The organism is Hydrogenibacillus sp. N12 (assembly GCF_019645935.1).
GTDB lineage: Bacteria > Bacillota > Bacilli > Thermicanales > DSM-22653 > Hydrogenibacillus > Hydrogenibacillus schlegelii.
Genome location: NZ_CP080953.1, coordinates 2324144 through 2339902 on the forward strand (window position 1 = coordinate 2324144; position 15759 = coordinate 2339902).

Annotated in this window: 13 protein-coding genes; 1 reads left to right on the forward strand and 12 read right to left on the reverse strand. The window is 65.2% G+C overall.

The features are described from left to right. Positions 1 to 39: 39 nt before the first annotated feature. The 6 genes from K2M58_RS10930 to K2M58_RS10955 form a co-directional block, all read right to left on the reverse strand. The gene (locus tag K2M58_RS10930; protein ID WP_252393624.1) at positions 40 to 762 is read right to left on the reverse strand and encodes a class II aldolase/adducin family protein; all 723 of its coding nucleotides are present in this window, start codon (positions 760 to 762) and stop codon (positions 40 to 42) included. Between the two features lie 67 nt (positions 763 to 829). Then, the gene (mtnA, locus tag K2M58_RS10935) at positions 830 to 1879 is read right to left on the reverse strand and encodes an S-methyl-5-thioribose-1-phosphate isomerase (RefSeq protein WP_220677562.1); all 1050 of its coding nucleotides are present in this window, start codon (positions 1877 to 1879) and stop codon (positions 830 to 832) included. Between the two features lie 29 nt (positions 1880 to 1908). Then, positions 1909 to 3147, reverse strand: coding sequence for an S-methyl-5-thioribose kinase (mtnK, locus tag K2M58_RS10940; RefSeq protein ID WP_220677563.1), 1239 nt, complete (start codon positions 3145 to 3147; stop codon positions 1909 to 1911). A 13-nt stretch (positions 3148 to 3160) separates the two neighbouring features. Continuing rightward, positions 3161 to 4135 (reverse strand): ABC transporter permease, encoded by a 975-nt coding sequence (locus tag K2M58_RS10945; protein WP_220677564.1) that lies wholly within the window; start codon positions 4133 to 4135, stop codon positions 3161 to 3163. Continuing rightward, positions 4136 to 5650 carry a sugar ABC transporter ATP-binding protein gene (locus K2M58_RS10950; RefSeq protein ID WP_220677565.1) on the reverse strand — a complete coding sequence of 505 codons (1515 nt, stop codon included), beginning with the start codon at positions 5648 to 5650 and terminating at the stop codon, positions 4136 to 4138. An 11-nt stretch (positions 5651 to 5661) separates the two neighbouring features. Continuing rightward, positions 5662 to 6756, reverse strand: a complete 1095-nt coding sequence (locus tag K2M58_RS10955; protein ID WP_245637718.1) for a sugar ABC transporter substrate-binding protein — start codon at positions 6754 to 6756, stop codon at positions 5662 to 5664. Positions 6757 to 6980: 224 nt separating this feature from the next. On the opposite strand from K2M58_RS10955, the gene K2M58_RS10960 reads away from it, so the two are divergent. Next, entirely contained in the window at positions 6981 to 7745 is a 765-nt protein-coding gene (locus K2M58_RS10960) for a DeoR/GlpR family DNA-binding transcription regulator (RefSeq protein ID WP_289628249.1), read from the forward strand. A 105-nt stretch (positions 7746 to 7850) separates the two neighbouring features. On the opposite strand, the gene eno is transcribed toward K2M58_RS10960, so the two are convergent. The 6 genes from eno to K2M58_RS10990 form a co-directional block, all read right to left on the reverse strand. Then, entirely contained in the window at positions 7851 to 9155 is a 1305-nt protein-coding gene (gene eno, locus K2M58_RS10965) for a phosphopyruvate hydratase (protein WP_220677567.1), read from the reverse strand. A gap of 216 nt (positions 9156 to 9371) precedes the next feature. Next, positions 9372 to 10937, reverse strand: coding sequence for a 2,3-bisphosphoglycerate-independent phosphoglycerate mutase (gpmI, locus tag K2M58_RS10970; protein ID WP_252393470.1), 1566 nt, complete (start codon positions 10935 to 10937; stop codon positions 9372 to 9374). A 161-nt stretch (positions 10938 to 11098) separates the two neighbouring features. Further along, entirely contained in the window at positions 11099 to 11911 is an 813-nt protein-coding gene (tpiA, locus tag K2M58_RS10975; protein WP_220677569.1) for a triose-phosphate isomerase, read from the reverse strand. Between the two features lie 137 nt (positions 11912 to 12048). Beyond that, on the reverse strand, positions 12049 to 13233 hold the full coding sequence (locus K2M58_RS10980) for a phosphoglycerate kinase (RefSeq protein WP_220677570.1): 1185 nt from the start codon (positions 13231 to 13233) through the stop codon (positions 12049 to 12051). Between the two features lie 196 nt (positions 13234 to 13429). After that, on the reverse strand, positions 13430 to 14437 hold the full coding sequence (gene gap / locus K2M58_RS10985) for a type I glyceraldehyde-3-phosphate dehydrogenase (RefSeq protein ID WP_220677571.1): 1008 nt from the start codon (positions 14435 to 14437) through the stop codon (positions 13430 to 13432). Between the two features lie 64 nt (positions 14438 to 14501). Next, positions 14502 to 15551, reverse strand: coding sequence for a sugar-binding transcriptional regulator (locus K2M58_RS10990; protein ID WP_220677572.1), 1050 nt, complete (start codon positions 15549 to 15551; stop codon positions 14502 to 14504). Positions 15552 to 15759 lie beyond the last annotated feature (208 nt).

Below are 15759 nucleotides of genomic sequence, written 5' to 3' on the forward strand. Positions count from 1 at the left end.
AATGATGGGCCGGGTGCCGGAGAAAATAAGGCCGGCATATCACCGGCCTTTTTCCGACCTTGGCTTCGATCCCTGTTCGAAGTCTTCCGCACAAATATCCACTCCAGAAGGACAGGGAAATCCCCCCGGCGAACGGACAAAACTGCCCATCGCCTCTTTGATTGACTCGAGTTCCTGAACCCGTGCGTGCGAAAGCCCCCGAATCCGCCCGAGGGTGCGGGCCAGAAAGTGGATCTTCGCCATCTGCTCGACGTTTTCCAGCAAAAAATAAGCTGACCACAGATCATCGGCCCAAGCCACTGCCCCGTGGTTTTCCAAGAGGAGCGCGTGATGATCGCGAAGATACGGGGCGATGGCTTCAGCCACTTCTTCCGTGGATGGGAGACCGTAAGGCGCGATCGGCACCTCGCCGACGTAGATGACCGACTCGGGTAAAAATGCCCGATCCAGCGGGATCCCGGCAACGGCATGGGCGGTGGCATACGGCGGATGCGCATGAACGACCGCCTGGACGTCCGGGCGTTCCCGGTAAATGCGAAGATGCATCTTCAGCTCAGATGTTGGGGATCGATGGCCCTCCACGAGGCGTCCGAAAAGATCGACCTTGACCAGCATTTCCGGCGTCATCATGCCCTTGCTGACGCGGGTCGGGGTAACGAGCACCTCCTGTTCCGACAATCGGACCGAAATATTTCCCTCCGTGCCGGCGACAAACCCGCGTTCAAAAAGGAGTTTTCCGACCCGGCAAATCTCCTGACGCACATGTTCTTCCGGCGTTTCCGATCCGCGCAAACGAAGACCCTCGCTTTCTTATGATTCCCCGGTAAATTTACCTCTCCAATAAATGCGGTAGGGTTTTGCTATATGGCGGCCGAATCATTCCTTTCTCGGTGATGATGCCCGCCACAAGCTCATGCGGCGTCACATCGAAAGCGGGGTTATAAACGCTCACGCCTGCCGGAGCGATCCGGCAACCGTAGCACGTCCGCACTTCGTCCGGATCCCGCTCTTCAATGACGATCTCATCCCCCGTCGCCGTCTCGAGGTCAATCGTCGAACTCGGCGCGGCCACGTAGAACGGGATACCGTGAGCTTTGGCCAGGAGAGCCAGCCCGTACGTGCCGATTTTGTTGGCCACGTCACCGTTTCTTGCGATGCGGTCGGCGCCGACGATGACGAGATCGACCCAGCCCCGCCTCATCACCACGGCCGCCATGCTGTCTGTAATCAGCGTCACGTCGATCCCGGCGTCCATCAGCTCCCATGCGGTAAGCCGAGCCCCTTGCAAAAGTGGCCGCGTCTCATCGGCAAACACGCGGATCTTCATCCCCTGCGCTTTGGCAAGGTAAATCGGTGCGACGGCCGTCCCGATGCCCGCCGTTGCCAGTTTGCCGGTATTGCAGTGCGTGAGCACCCCCATACCGTCCTGCAGCAATGAAAGACCGTGTCTCCCGATCGCTTCCGTCATCGCCCGATCTTCGTCCTGAATCGCCCGGGCTTCCTGGAGGAGCGCCTGCTTGATTTCTCGAACGGGTCGCTCCCGCAACGAAAGCGCCTTTCTTTCCAGCCGGTCAAGCGCCCAGAACAAATTGACCGCGGTCGGGCGCGAAGCGGCAAGAAACTCTTTTTGTTTTAATAAATGATTGTAAAATGCATCAAACGACGCCTCCGGCGCCTCCCGCACGCCGATGACCAGCCCGTAAGCGGCCGCCACCCCGATCGCCGGGGCACCGCGCACGCGGAGCTTCTGGATGGCTTCGAAGACCCCTTCCACCGAATCGAGGGCGAGGAAATGCTTCTCCTGCGGCAGCCGCGTCTGATCCAGCAGGATGAGACGGTCGTTCTCCCAGCGGATATAGGATTCTTGAGGTGCGGACATCCGGACTTTTCCTCCCAAAAAATATAAGCTTACATTCTTTTTTCCGCTTTCTCTTCTTCACGATGCGCCGTCTTTAGCGTCACCACAAAGGCCGACCCATCGAGATGGCGGTACCGATCGATGATAAAGACTTTTGCCGCCCTGAGGAGCGTCCGCTCCGCCTTCAGGCGCTTCTCGGGGTCCGAGATGGACGTGATGTCTTTGACGTGGGCCAGGCCGATGATGCGGCGGGCGAGCTCCAGGCCTGTCACGCCGGCGCTGTCGACGATGACGCGATCGACGTAATCCTCCGCTACCCCAATGCCCCGGGCCAGCGGGTCCCGGGCGTCCTGATGCCAAGCGGCGAGAAACTTGGCCCGGAAACGGTCGACGACGCCGGCGATCGCCTGCTCCAGCCAGTGCAGGTAATCGAGGCGCGCCGCTTCGTCTTCCATCGTCGCCTCGGCGTTGGCCCAGGCGAACATCAAATTGGCCACGACGTTGCCGACGTCATAGCCGATCGGACCGAAAAAGGCGAACTCCGGATCGATCACCTTGGTTTCCCGCTCGTCGACGAAGATCGATCCGGTGTGCAGGTCGCCGTGGATGAGCGCCTGCGCTTCGGTCATAAACTGCCATTTCAGCTTGGCGACTTCCCGGCGGAGTTCGCCGTCGCCGTATATCATCCGTTCGATCCATTCCCGGTTGGGCGGATAAGGATCGTTCCGCCGCTTGGCGTCCGTAAACGGCTCTGTGTACACGAGGTCTTCGGTGATCTCGCACAGGTCCGGATTGATGTATCGCTGAACGAGCGCCTTTTTCTCCTTCGGGTCCATGGCGATGTCCGTCGTATAAAACAGCGTCTGCACCAGAAACGTGGTGATGTGTTCGACAAAGTGGGGCAGCTTCCGGTGCTCCATGAGCGCGCGCCGCATGATCGAAAGGCGAGACAGATCCTCCATGGCAAAGGCGTGCATCACCTCGTCATACGCATAGACCTCGGGGACCAGGCCGGGGGCGAGTTCGTTATAACGCTTGAGCATCTCGTACTCGATCCGGACGCGATCGGGGGTGATGCGAAACGCGTCGGAGATGCGGGCCGTCTCGCCCCCCTGTTTGATGATGAGCGACCGGCCCGACCGCCGATCCCGCAGCCGAAAGACGTAATTGATGTTTCCGTCGCCGATTTCTTCGCTTTCGAGTTCGGCATCGACCGGAAAAAAGCCCCGCTCCTTGGCATACGCGATGGCATCGTCCGGCTGCAGGACGAAAAAGCGATCAAAGCGCAACGGGACCCCTCCCTCAATGCTTCTTATGCCAGTAGGTCGAGGCAAGCGCCAGCGCCAGGATCGTCCCTTTGACGATGTTCATGGAATAATACGGAACCGACATCATCACCAGCCCGTTTTCCAGAACGCCGATCAAAACTGCCCCGGCAAACGTGCCGATGGCGTTCGGCTTGCCCTGCCCGGCAAACGAAAAGCCGATGAAGGCCGCGGCCACAGCGGGCATGAGGTAGCCGGCGCCGGCGTTCACCTGAGCGGAGCCGATCCGGGAGGCGATCAGGATCCCGCCGACGGCGGCAAACAGCGCGGACAGAACATAGGCGAGCGCCCGATACCGGTCGACCGGGATGCCCGCCAGCCGGGCCGCCTCCAGATTGCCGCCGGTCGCGTACATCAGGCGCCCGTAGCGGGTGTGGTTTAAGAAAATGTGAACGAGGGCGACGGCGACGAGCATGATGACGATGATCGCCGGCACCTGGCCGAGCGCCTTGAAAAGCGGCGGGATCGTCCCGTACGTCGGCGTCCCGTCGAGCCGCGGCATCCCTTCGCTGATGGAACCACCGCCGGTGTACGTCATCGCGATGCCTTCAAAGATAAACATCGTCGACAGCGTGGCCACGAGATCCGGGATGCGGAACTTGACGATGAGGAGGATGTTCACCAGCGCGACGCTGAGCGACAGGATCAGCGCCAGCGCCAGCGAGATCGAAAACGGCAGGCTGTACCAGACGAAAAACGAAACGACGAGAGAGCTCGCCAGCGTCGCAGTCGACCCGATCGACAGGTCGAGGCCGTTCACCGCCAGGGCGATCGTGAGCCCGATCGCAATCACCGTCACGATGGAGATGCTCCGTAAAATAGAAATGAGGTTGGACGGCGAAAGAAAGGTCGGAAGCAGGGCAGCAAAGACGACGGTGATGAGCCCGATCGCGATCAGGACGCCCCACCGGCCGAAGAAGGCGCCCCACGAAAAACCGGTCCCGCGTTTCACCTACATGCCTCCCGACGCGTAGTACAGCAGTTTCGACTCGGTCGCCTCTTCGCCCGCCAGCTCCCGAACGATTTTTCCGGCGTACATGACGTAAATGCGGTCGGCCACCTGAAGGAGCTCGGCAAATTCGCTCGTCGCGTAGAGGACCGCTTTCCCCGCTTCGGCCAGCCGGCGGATGAGGTCGAGGATTTCGGCTTTGGCGCCGACGTCGATCCCCTTCGTCGGCTCATCGAAGAGGTAGACGTCTGCCTGCCGGAGGAGCCACCGGCCGATCACCACCTTCTGCTGGTTCCCGCCCGAAAGGTAAGCGACCGCCTGGTGGGGATGAGGCGTTTTAATCCCCAGCGTTCGGATCATCGCTTCGCTTTCGTGCTCGATCGCTCCGGTGCGGAGGATCCCCCAGGGACTCATGCGATCGAGCGCGGCGATCGTCAAGTTCCAGGCGACCGACGCATCGAGCCACAGCCCTTCCTTCCGCCTTTCCTCGGGGACGAGGACGATCCCGTGCCGAACCGCTTCCCCGGGGTTTCTCAAGCGCACCGCGCGATCGCGCAGGACGATCGCTCCGCGGCGGATCGGGCGGGCGCCGATCAGCGCCTGGCAGAGTTCGGTTTTCCCGGCGCCGACCAGGCCGGCGATGCCGACCACTTCCCCCGGGCGAACGTGGAAAGAGACCTGGTCGATGCGGCCCTCCCGATCGGCCAGCCCTTGTACGGCCAGGATGGGACGTTCGTCAGAACAAGGCTTCTTTCGCGCCGGAGGGGAGGCCGAAAGCGTTCTTCCGAGCATCGCCCGGACGATCGCTTCCGGTTGAATCTCGTTCAGCCGTCCGCGATGGACGACCTGGCCGTCGCGCATGATCGTGATCCGATCGCCGATCGCATAAAGCTCGGGAATGCGGTGGGAGATGAACAGGACGCCGATCCGATCCCGGCGGACGAGGTCCCGGATGACGCGGAACAGTTCCTGGCTTTCCTGGGCGCTCAGGGCCGCCGTCGGCTCGTCCAGAATGAGAAAGCGCCTCCGCTCGACGATCGAACGGGCGATGAGGACGAGCTGCTTTTCCGCCAGGCTGAGCGAGGCGACCGGGCGCCGAACGTCGAGTTCGATGCCCAGCGTCGCCAGCGCCTCCTTCCCGAGCGCGTAGACGTCTTGCCAGCGAACCCACGCCCTCCGGCTTCCGGCGCCGTGGGTGAGCCAGTCGAGGGCGATATTTTCCGCCACCGACACCGACGGAACGAGGGCGGCATCGACCTCCTGGTAGACGATGTCGATGCCGAGCGCCCGGGCTTCCGCCGGGTTGTGGATTCGCACCGGACGGCCGTCGAGGCGGATTTCCCCGGTGTAGTGGGTGTAGAGGCCGGAGAGCACCTTCATCAGCGTCGACTTCCCGGCCCCGTTCGCCCCGACGACGGCGTGCACCTCGCCGGTGCGAAACTCGGCGTCCACCCCGCGGAGGGCCTGCACGCCCGGAAAGGAAAGAGAGAGATCGTGCACCGAAAGCACATGCGCCATCGACCGTCACCTTAACGCTTCCCGAAATGTTCGCGGAGCGTCTCCATCCACGCTTCGTTAAAGTCGTCCGCCTGGCCCCAGCCGGGCACGACGTCCTTGAGGTTGGTCATATTGGTGTCGGGTTTGAGCTGCTCCTTTCGGATCAGCTTCGGCTCCAGTTCATAGGTGTCCGGCGTCGGTTCGCCTGCCAGTTTTTTGGCCAAAAGCCGCATATCCATGATCCCGATCACCTTCGGGTCGACCGCCGCCGTGGCGACCCACGGGCTCCCCGGCTCCCGCATCAGGTTGATGTCCTGGTTGGAGATGTCGATCGAGATCAGCTTGATGTCCTTGCGCCCTGCTTCTTGCAGCGCCTTGTACGCCCCCTTGGCCATCTCATCCCAGGACGCCCAGATGGCATCGACCGATCCCGGCGGGTATTTCGCGAGCACGGCGCCGACCTTGTTCGCGATGTCGCCCTGAACATCCTGGAAGTTGGTCGGCCCGATCGTCTCCACGGTCTGGATCTTCCCGTCTTCTTCGTACTTTTTGTAGATCTCCTCCCGGCGATCGAGCGGCGGGACGCCGCCGAACCAGAGCTTGATCACGCGCGCCGGTTTGCGGTCCGGAAAGGCGTCGATGAGCGCTTCCAGGGACAGGGCCGCCAGCATATGGTCGTTCTGAAACGTCGTCGTGACCCCCGGCAGCGTCTCGCCGTTTTTGTCAATGATCGTATCGAACGTGACGACTTTCATCCCTTTGTCCAGAGCCGGTTTGATCATATCGTACGAATAATCTTTTTTCCCGTGCGAGATGATCAGACCGGCGTAATCTTTTTGAATCGCCTGTGCGACGAGATCTTGAAACTTGGCGTCATCGTTTTCAGCGATAAACGTGTCCACCTTAAAGCCGAACGCCTCGCCTTCGCTCCGCGCGCCATCGAGGAATTGCTTCGTGTGATCGTCCGACGGCAAATTCCGAATGACGGCGACGCGAATGTTCCCCTGAACCCCTTCGGGAACCCCTTCGAGCTTGGCCCCTTCGGCCGCTTTCGGCGGCGCCGGATTGGCCGTCTCCTTCGCACCGCACGCCGCCGTCACCAGCAGCACGAGCAGCGTAAGTAGCATCCATCCGGATCTCCGCATCCCGCTCCCCCTCCAGATCGATTTGGTCATCAATATTGATAATAAATGAACAACGGAAGCAAAGTCAAGACTTCCAACCAAAATTCTTTGGTTTTTGTTCTGTTTTTCTTTGCTTTTATGCTGTCTTGCGACCGCTTGCTTGCGATGGCGATTTCTAAGTTTAAAATGAGACTGGACTTCGACCATGCTGCTTGGGAGTGAAGGCCGTGCTTGGCGTCGAACGGAGAAAAAAAATCATGGAGCTGCTCCTGCTCCAGGGCAATGTCGTCGTCTCTGACCTCAGCAAGCGCTTCGGTGTCAGCGAAGAGACGATCCGCCGAGATCTGGAAAGGCTGGAAAAAGAAGGCCTGCTGGTCCGGACCCACGGCGGGGCGTATTTGTCCGAATATGTGACCAAGGAGTATCCCCTCTCTCTCCGAGAAATTTCTTACGTCGAAGAAAAAAAGCAAATGGCCGTGCTGAGCGCGGAACTCATCCAGCCCGGCGATACGATCATGCTCGATGCGAGCACGTCTTCGCTCTTCATCGCCCGGCTGATTAAACGAATGCGGAAAAAAGTAACCGTCATCACGAATGCCCTGAAGGTGGAAATCGAGCTCGCCGACCTGGAACCGATCAAGGTGGTGAGCACCGGCGGCACGCTCCGATCGCCCTCGCTGTCGCACGTCGGCTACGCGGCGACGGAAAGCTTAAAAACGTATTTCGCCGATAAAGCGTTCATCTCGCCGACTGCCGTGCATCCGGAGAAGGGCCTGATGGATTCCAATGAATACGAAGGCGAAATTCGCAAAATGATGCTCAGGCAGGCCGAACAGAGAATCCTCGTCGCCGATCATACCAAATTCGGCAAAACGGCGTTTTACCTGATCGATCCCCTCGAACGCATCCAGCTCATCATCACCGATCGCCCGCCGGCAAAGGAGTTTCAGGACGCCCTGGACCTTCTCGGCATCGCCGTCCGCCACCCATAGATGGAAAGGCCATCGGCCCGACATCGCCCATGCCGGGCGCACCAAAAAAGCACGGGAACGATGCGTTCCCGTGCTTTTTGCGACTTTAGGGCTTTTGCAGAGGCTTCACGCGTGCCCTTCCCCCTCCCGTCCGAAGGCGCTCCAGCCGGCAAAGCGGGCGGCGTCGCCGAGGGCTTCTTCGATGCGGAGGAGCTGATTGTACTTCGCCACCCGGTCGGTCCGGGACGGGGCGCCGGTCTTGATCTGACCGGCGTTCGTCGCCACGGCGAGATCGGCGATGGTGACGTCTTCCGTCTCGCCGGAGCGGTGGGAGATGATCGTCCGGTAGGCGGCCCGCCGGGCCGTGTCGATCGCGTCAAACGTCTCGGTGAGGGTGCCGATCTGGTTGACCTTCACCAGGATGGCGTTGGCGGCGCCGGTCCGGATGCCGGTTTTGAGCCGCTCGACGTTGGTCACGAACAGATCGTCGCCGACGAGCTGCACCCGGCGGCCGAGCCGATCGGTGAGCATCCGCCAGCCGTCCCAGTCGTCTTCGGCGAGGCCGTCTTCGATCGAGACGATCGGATAATCCCGGACGAGCTTCTCCAGGTACTGGACGAGTTCCTCGCTCGTCCGGGTCGTCCCCTCGCCGCGAAAGACGTAGCGGGACCCGTCGTAAAGCTCCGTCGCGGCGCAGTCGAGGGCGATGGCGACATCCTCGCCGGGGCGGTATCCCGCCCGCTCGATCGCCAAAAGGATCGTCTCGAGGGCCTCTTCCGCCGAGCGAAGCTCAGGCGCAAAGCCGCCTTCGTCGCCGACGGCGGTGGAAAGCCCCCGCTCGGCGAGGACTTTTTTCAGGGTGTGAAAGACCTCCGTCCCCATCCGGAGCGCCTCCCGAAACGACGGCGCCCCGGCCGGGACGATCATGAACTCCTGAAAGTCGATCGGGTTGTCGGCGTGCTTCCCGCCGTTCAGGATGTTCATCATCGGCACCGGCAAAAGCCGGGCCAAGGGACCGCCGAGGTAGGCGTAAAGCGGAAGGCCGAGGGCGTTCGCCGCCGCATGGGCGACCGCCATCGAGGCGCCGAGGATGGCGTTGGCGCCGAGGCGGCTTTTGTTCGGGGTGCCGTCGGCGGCGATGAGGGCCGCATCGACTTCCGCCTGCGCCCGGGCGTCCAGGCCGACGATCTCCTCAGCGATCTCGCTTTCGACGTTCTCCACGGCCACCTCGACCCCTTTGCCGAGGTAGCGGGCGCCACCGTCCCGGAGCTCGATCGCCTCGTGCTTCCCGGTCGACGCGCCGGACGGGACGATCGCCCGGCCGACGGCGCCGCCGCTCAAATGTACCTCGACTTCGACCGTCGGGTTGCCGCGGGAGTCGAGCACCTCCCGGGCGTACACCTCTTCGATGATCGTCTGCGGTGTGCTCATGGATGTCTCCTTTCTGCACGGACGAGGCGCCGTGCCGTCCGCAAGGCGTCCGGGCTCCCTTTGATCTCGGCCGGCGGGATAGACACAGGTCGCAAGCGGCCGTATGCCCGTCGGGCCGCGCCCGGATCGACGCCTTCTCCCCGTTCGGCTTTGCTCCCGCCACCGTCTTTCCCAGACGGAGAAGCTTTCGGCGCCGTCTTTCGCTGACGGGGCCGCTTACGGCGCCGCTTCGACCGGAGCCAGGAGGAGCGAGCGGCCGGTCATCGCCGCCGGCTGCGGAAGGCCGAGGAGCTCCAGCATCGTCGGCGCGATGTCGGCGAGGATGCCGCCGTCCCGGAGGCGGACGTCGGAGCGGGTGACGATGAACGGCACCGGGTTGGTCGTATGCTGCGTCACCGGCCGCCCTTCGGCGTCGAGCACCTCGTCGGCGTTCCCGTGATCGGCGGTGATGACGGCCACCCCGCCCAGGGCGAGGACCGCCTCGACGACGCGACCGAGGTTGTCGTCGACCGCCTCCACCGCCCGGATCGTCGGCTCGAGCTTCCCCGAGTGGCCGACCATGTCCGGGTTGGCGAAGTTGAGCATGATCACGTCGGGCGGGTCGGTCCGGAGCTCGGCGAGGAGGGCGTCGGTCACCTCGTAGGCGCTCATCTCGGGCTTCAAGTCGTACGTCGGGACCTTCGGCGAGGGGATGAGCACCCGCCGCTCGCCGGGGAACGGTTCCTCCCGGCCGCCGCTGAAAAAGTACGTCACATGCGGGTATTTTTCCGTCTCGGCGATGCGAAGCTGCGAAAGCCCCGCCCGGCTGATGACTTCGCCGAAGGTGTCGGCCGGCATCTCCGGGGGAAAGGCGACTTCCGCGGCGACGTCCTCGGAATACCGGGTCATCGTGACCAAAAGGAGCGCCGCCGGCCGTGACGGCCCCCGGTCAAAGCCGGCAAAATCGGCGTTCCCGAGCGCCTGCGAAAGCTGGATCACCCGGTCCGGCCGGAAGTTGAACACGACGACCGCATCGTCGTCCCGGATGGGCGCGACGGGCCGGCCCGCTTCGACGATCACCGTCGGGACGACGAACTCATCGGTCACGCCCCGGTCGTATGACCGGCGGACGGCCTCGATCGGATCGTCCGCCGTCTCGCCGATGCCGTCGACCATCGCCCGGTAGGCCTTTTCCGTCCGCTCCCACCGCCGGTCCCGGTCCATGGCGTAGTAGCGCCCCGCGACGGTGGCGATGCGCCCGACGCCGAGGCGGCGCATCGCGGCGCCCACCGCTTCCAGATATCCGATGGCGCTCGCCGGCGGCGTGTCGCGGCCGTCGAGGAAGGCGTGAACCGCCACCCGCCTCAGGCCGTGCCGCCGGGCGAGCTCGAGCAGCGCGAGGAGATGCCGGAGATGCGAATGGACGCCGCCGTCGGAGACGAGCCCGGCGAGGTGGAGCGTCCGCTCCGGGAAGGCCTGAACATGCCGGACCGCGGCGAGAAGCGCCGGGTTGTCGAAAAAGGAGCCGCCCTCGATCGCCCGGTCGATCCGCGTCAGGTCCTGGTAGACGATCCGGCCGGCACCGATGTTGAGATGGCCGACCTCGGAGTTTCCCATCTGCCCCGGCGGAAGGCCGACCGCCTCCCCGGAGGCCTGAAGCGTCGTGTGCGGATACGTCGCCCAGTACCGATCGAAATTCGGCTTCCGGGCCTGGGCGACGGCATTGCCGTGGCGTTCTTCCCGAAGGGCAAACCCGTCCAGGATGATGAGGGCGAGCGGCTTCGGGCGCCGGCGTTCGGCCACAGGAATCCCTCCTTCCGCCCGCAGCATGGCGCAACATCGGTCAACGTCCGGTCGGCCCCGTTCGAATCCGGCCGGCGCCGGCAAAGCGGCGCCGCAAAGCCGGGCGCCTCTCAGCCCGAGCGTTCACCGGCCGCGCCGGACCGTTCACCGGCAGCCTCCGTTCATCCGCCGTCATGAGCGGTCCGATCCGCCGGACGGCCGGCGGCGAGGTCGACGAGCCGGAGAAAATGCCGGACGTCGAGGCTCGCCCCGCCGACGAGGGCGCCGTCGATGTCGGGCTCGGCGAGAAAACCGCCGAGGTTGTCCGCCGTGACGCTCCCGCCGTAGAGGATTCGCGTCGCCTCCGCCGCCTGTGCGCCGAAGCGTTCCGCCACTTCGGCCCGAATGAACCGGGCGACCGCCTGCGCCGCCTCCGGCGTCGCCGCCTCTCCGGTCCCGATCGCCCAGACCGGCTCGTAGGCGATGACGAGACGGCCGGCGGCGGCCGCTTCCGGCGTCACGGCGGCGAGCGCCGCGGCAAGCTGCGCCCCCACCACCGCCTCCGTCTCCCCGGCCCGGCGGGCGTCCAGCGTCTCGCCCACGCAGACGATCGGCGTAAGATCGTGCTCGAGCGCCCGGGCGACCTTGGCCCCGACGACGGCGTCTTCGCCGAAATCCCGCCGCCGTTCGGAGTGGCCGACGATGACGTAGGCGGCGCCGAGGACGGTGAGCATCGGCGCGCTCACCTCGCCGGTGTAGGCGCCGGAGGCTTCGTGATGGACATTCTGAGCGCCGAGGGCAAAAGAAGCGCCACCGGGGAAAAGGAGCGGGTAAAGCGCCAGCATCGGATACGGCGGACAGACGACGACGTCCGGGAGCGCCGCTTGGGCCGCCTTCCGGGCGGAAAGCTCCCCCTCGAGGGCGGTGAAATCGGTCGCCGCTTCCGGCCACGTCTTGTGCATCTTCCAGTTGGCGGCAATGAGCGGTGTTCGCATGACGTCGTCCCTTTCTCAGTTCGGGCCGAGCCGGCCGGACCGGATGGACCGGACCGGTCGGCCCGGCGGATGCTTCCGTCGCCGAAAGAACGGGCGAAGCTCGGACTCCGGCGGACGCCGTTTCGGGACCGGCGCCGTCACGGCCGGCGCATGAGCACCGCGACGCCCGGGAGCGTTTTTCCTTCCAGAAACTCGAGCGTCGCGCCGCCGCCGGTCGACACGTGGGTGATCCGATCCTTGAGGCCGGTTTCGTTTAAGGCGGCGACGGAATCGCCGCCGCCGACAACCGACATGGCGCCCGACGCGGCCACCGCCTCCGCGATCGCCCGGGTCCCTTCGGCAAACGGCGGGAGCTCAAAAACGCCCATCGGTCCGTTCCAGACGACCGTTTTCGCGCCGAGGATGACCTCCCGGAACCGCTCCCGGGTCCGGGGGCCGATGTCGAGGGCCTGCCAGCCGTCCGGAACCGCCCGGGCGTCGGCGACGTCCGTCCGGGCGTCGGCTGAAAACCGGTCGGCGACGACGACGTCTTCCGGCAGCATGAGCGGCTTTCCGAGCGCGCGGGCTTCGTCGAGAAGCGCCCGGGCGACGTCGACCGCCTCCGGTTCGAGGAGGGAGGCGCCGAGGGACGCCCCTTCGGCGAAGAGGAGCGTGTTCGCCATGCCGCCGCCGACGAGGACCGCGTCGGCCTTGGCCAGGAGGTTTTTCAAAACGCCGATCTTGTCCTTGATCTTCGCCCCGCCGACGATGGCGACGAACGGCCGCTCCGGCGCCTCCAGCACCCGGGTGAGCATCCGGATCTCCCGCTCCATGAGCAGCCCGGCGACGGCCTGGGGCGCCCGCTCGGCGATGCCGACGGTGGAGGCATGCGCCCGGTGGGCGGAACCGAAGGCGTCGCCGACGTAGACGTCCGTCCACGCCGCCCAGGCCGCCGAAAGCTCGGGATCGTTTTTCGTCTCGCCGGGGTGAAAGCGGACGTTTTCCAGAAGCAGGATTTCCCCTTCCCGGAGGGTTCGCACCGCCGCATCGACCTCCGGGCCGGCGACCGCCGGGATGAACCGGACCGTCCGACCGAGGAGCGCTTTCAGCCGTTCGGCCACCGGCTCGAGGGTAAGGGCCGGATCCGGCGCGCCCTTCGGCCGGCCGAGGTGGCTCGCGAGGACGATCTTCGCCCGACGGTCCGAGAGCGCCTCGATCGTCGGCAGGTGCGCCCGGATGCGGGTCTCGTCGGCGATGCGGCCCCCGTCGAGGGGCACGTTAAAATCGACCCGGACAAAGACGGTGCGCCCGGCGACGTCGACATCCTGAAGGGTGGCAAGCATCGCGGTTCCTCCTTCCCCAAGGATGCGCCGGGCGGGGCGGGAGACCGAAAAAGGGGACCGGAAAGGGGCCGCCCGGTCGACTTCACCGGCCGCCCGCGCAAGGCGGCCGTCGGGCGGGGTCGGAACGGCCGGCGGGCAGGAACCGACGGAAGATGAGGCGAGATCCGGGCGGTCGTCCGAAGGGGCCGGGCCGCCGTCAGGCGAGGCCCCGGCGGACGACGATGTCGACGAGATCGGCGACCCGGTTGGCGTAGCCCCACTCGTTGTCGTACCACGCGATCACCTTGACCATCCGGCCGTCCAGGACCATCGTCGACGGCGCATCGACGATCGACGAATGGGGATCGCCGTTGAAGTCCCGGGACACGAGCGGTTCATGGGAGACCGCGAGGATGCCCTTCATCGGCCCTTCGGCCGCCGCCGCCAAAGCGGCGTTGACCGCCTCGACGGTGACGTCCTTTTCCACCTCGGCGACGAGGTCGACGACCGAGACGTTCGGCGTCGGCACCCGGAAGGCCATGCCGTTCAGCTTGCCGGCGAGCTCCGGAAGCACCTTGCCGACGGCCCGGGCCGCCCCCGTCGTCGTCGGGATGATCGAAAGCCCCGCCGCCCGCGCCCGGCGAAAGTCTTTGTGGGCGAGATCGAGGATCTGCTGGTCGTTCGTCACGGAGTGGACCGTCGTCATGAGGCCCCGCCGGATGGTGAACGCCTCGTGGAGCACCTTGGCCACCGGCGCCAGGGCGTTCGTCGTGCAGGAGGCGTTCGAGAGGATGTGGTGCCGGGCCGGATCGTAGACCGACTCGTTCACGCCGAGGACGACGGTGACGTCCTCCCCTTTCGCCGGCGCCGAGATGATGACCTTCTTCGCCCCGGCCTGAAGGTGTTTTCGCGCGTCTTCGGCGTTCGTAAACCGCCCCGTCGACTCGACGACGATGTCGACGCCGAGGTCGCGCCACGGGAGGTGCGCCGGATCCCGCTCCGACGTCACCCGAACGTCCCGGCCGCCGGCACGAAAGCCGTCCGCCGTCACCTCGACCGACCCCGGAAAGCGGCCGTGGACCGAATCGTACCGGAGGAGGTGGGCGAGCATCTCGGCGTCGGCGAGGTCGTTGACGGCGACGATCTCGTACGTCGAATGCCGGAGGGCGGCGCGAAAGACGAGGCGGCCGATCCGGCCGAAGCCATTGATGGCCACGCGGACCATGGAAGGCTCCTCCTTTGCGTATTATTTTCGAAAAACCGCCGTCTGTCAATCGGACGGCCGGCGGTCAGTCGGACGGCGGCGGGGCCAGCCCATCCCGGATGGCCTCCGCCGCCCCCTGGTCGGTGATCAGCTCCTGAAACAGGCCGGTCTTGGCCAGGGAAATGATCGCCGCCGCCTTGGGACGGCCGGCGGCGACGGCGACGCACCGCTTGGCACGAAGCTCTTCGATGGAAAGGCCGATCGTCGGCATCTGAGCGACGAGGCGCCCGTCTCCGTCGTAGTATGCGCCAAACGCCTCGCTCACGGCGCCGCGCCGCTCGAGTTCCGCCCGGAGTGCCGCATCCGCCCGCCGCCTGAGGCTCATCGTCTTGGCATCGCCGATGCCGTGGAAGACGACTTCCGCCCGGCGGACCTCGTCGAGCCGGCGGCGGACGTCCGCCTCCTCCAGCATCGCCCGGATCGTCTCCGGCGACAGCTGATCCGGCACGCCGAGGCGGACGAAGCGACCGCCGGCGCGATCCGCCAGCCGGGCGGCGATTGTGTCGGCCTGGATGTCGATGTGTTCGCCGAGGCCGCCCCGGGCCGGGACAAAGGTCACCTCCGGATGTTTGCGCCGCGGCCGAAAGACCTCGGCGACAGCGGCCATCGTCGTCCCGCCGGCGACGGCGATGACCCGCGCCTCCTTCATCGCCCGCTCCAGGGCGATGGCCGCCGCCCGGGCGACCGCGGCGAGGTCGTCCGGCTGCCGGGCGACGTCGCCGGGGACGACGACGACCCGCTTCAGGCCGAGGAGGTGCTCCACCGTCCGGGCGAGGACGCGGAGAGCGCTGAACGCATCGACGAGCGGTTCGAACGCCTCGAGGAGGGTTAACCCATCCGGGCTGGCGACGACGCCGCGGGCACCGACGACGACGAGCCCCTGGCGCTCCAGCGCCTCGATCTCCGCCCGGAGGACCCGTTCCGTAAGCCCCAGCCGCTCGGCCAGCGCCCGGCGTCCGACGGGGCCGAAGAGGGCGATCGCCTCGAGCGCCGAAAGCCGCCGGGCGAGGGATGGACGGAATTCCGGAAGCAGCCGTTCAAACAGCCCGAGCGCCGCCTCGAGATCGCCGGACACCGAAGCCCTCCTTTCGCGCCTTTCGGGACTTTTTTTGTCCCTCGAGACTTAAAACGTCCCCAAAAGGCGATACATATCCTTCTTCCCAAGATGGATCGAGGCTTCGTTTCCATGATAGGCCGGCCAGGGCCCGCTGTCAAAAAGAAACGCCGGCCGCGGTAAATGCAAAATTAACATCTTGCCTTCACCGCGTCCGGCGGATATAATG

What these genes read in the sequence shown, in the direction of transcription:
- mtnA (WP_220677562.1), bottom strand. Translation starts at nt 1,879, where the DNA reads ATGTCCGCACCTCAAGAATCCTATATCCGCTGGGAGAACGACCGTCTC.
- K2M58_RS10950 (WP_220677565.1), bottom strand. Translation starts at nt 5,650, where the DNA reads ATGGCGCATGTGCTTTCGGTGCACGATCTCTCTCTTTCCTTTCCGGGC.
- K2M58_RS10955 (WP_245637718.1), bottom strand. Translation starts at nt 6,756, where the DNA reads ATGCTACTTACGCTGCTCGTGCTGCTGGTGACGGCGGCGTGCGGTGCG.
- eno (WP_220677567.1), bottom strand. Translation starts at nt 9,155, where the DNA reads ATGAGCACACCGCAGACGATCATCGAAGAGGTGTACGCCCGGGAGGTG.
- tpiA (WP_220677569.1), bottom strand. Translation starts at nt 11,911, where the DNA reads ATGCGAACACCGCTCATTGCCGCCAACTGGAAGATGCACAAGACGTGG.
- K2M58_RS10980 (WP_220677570.1), bottom strand. Translation starts at nt 13,233, where the DNA reads ATGCTTGCCACCCTTCAGGATGTCGACGTCGCCGGGCGCACCGTCTTT.
- gap (WP_220677571.1), bottom strand. Translation starts at nt 14,437, where the DNA reads ATGGTCCGCGTGGCCATCAATGGCTTCGGCCGGATCGGCCGCCTCGTC.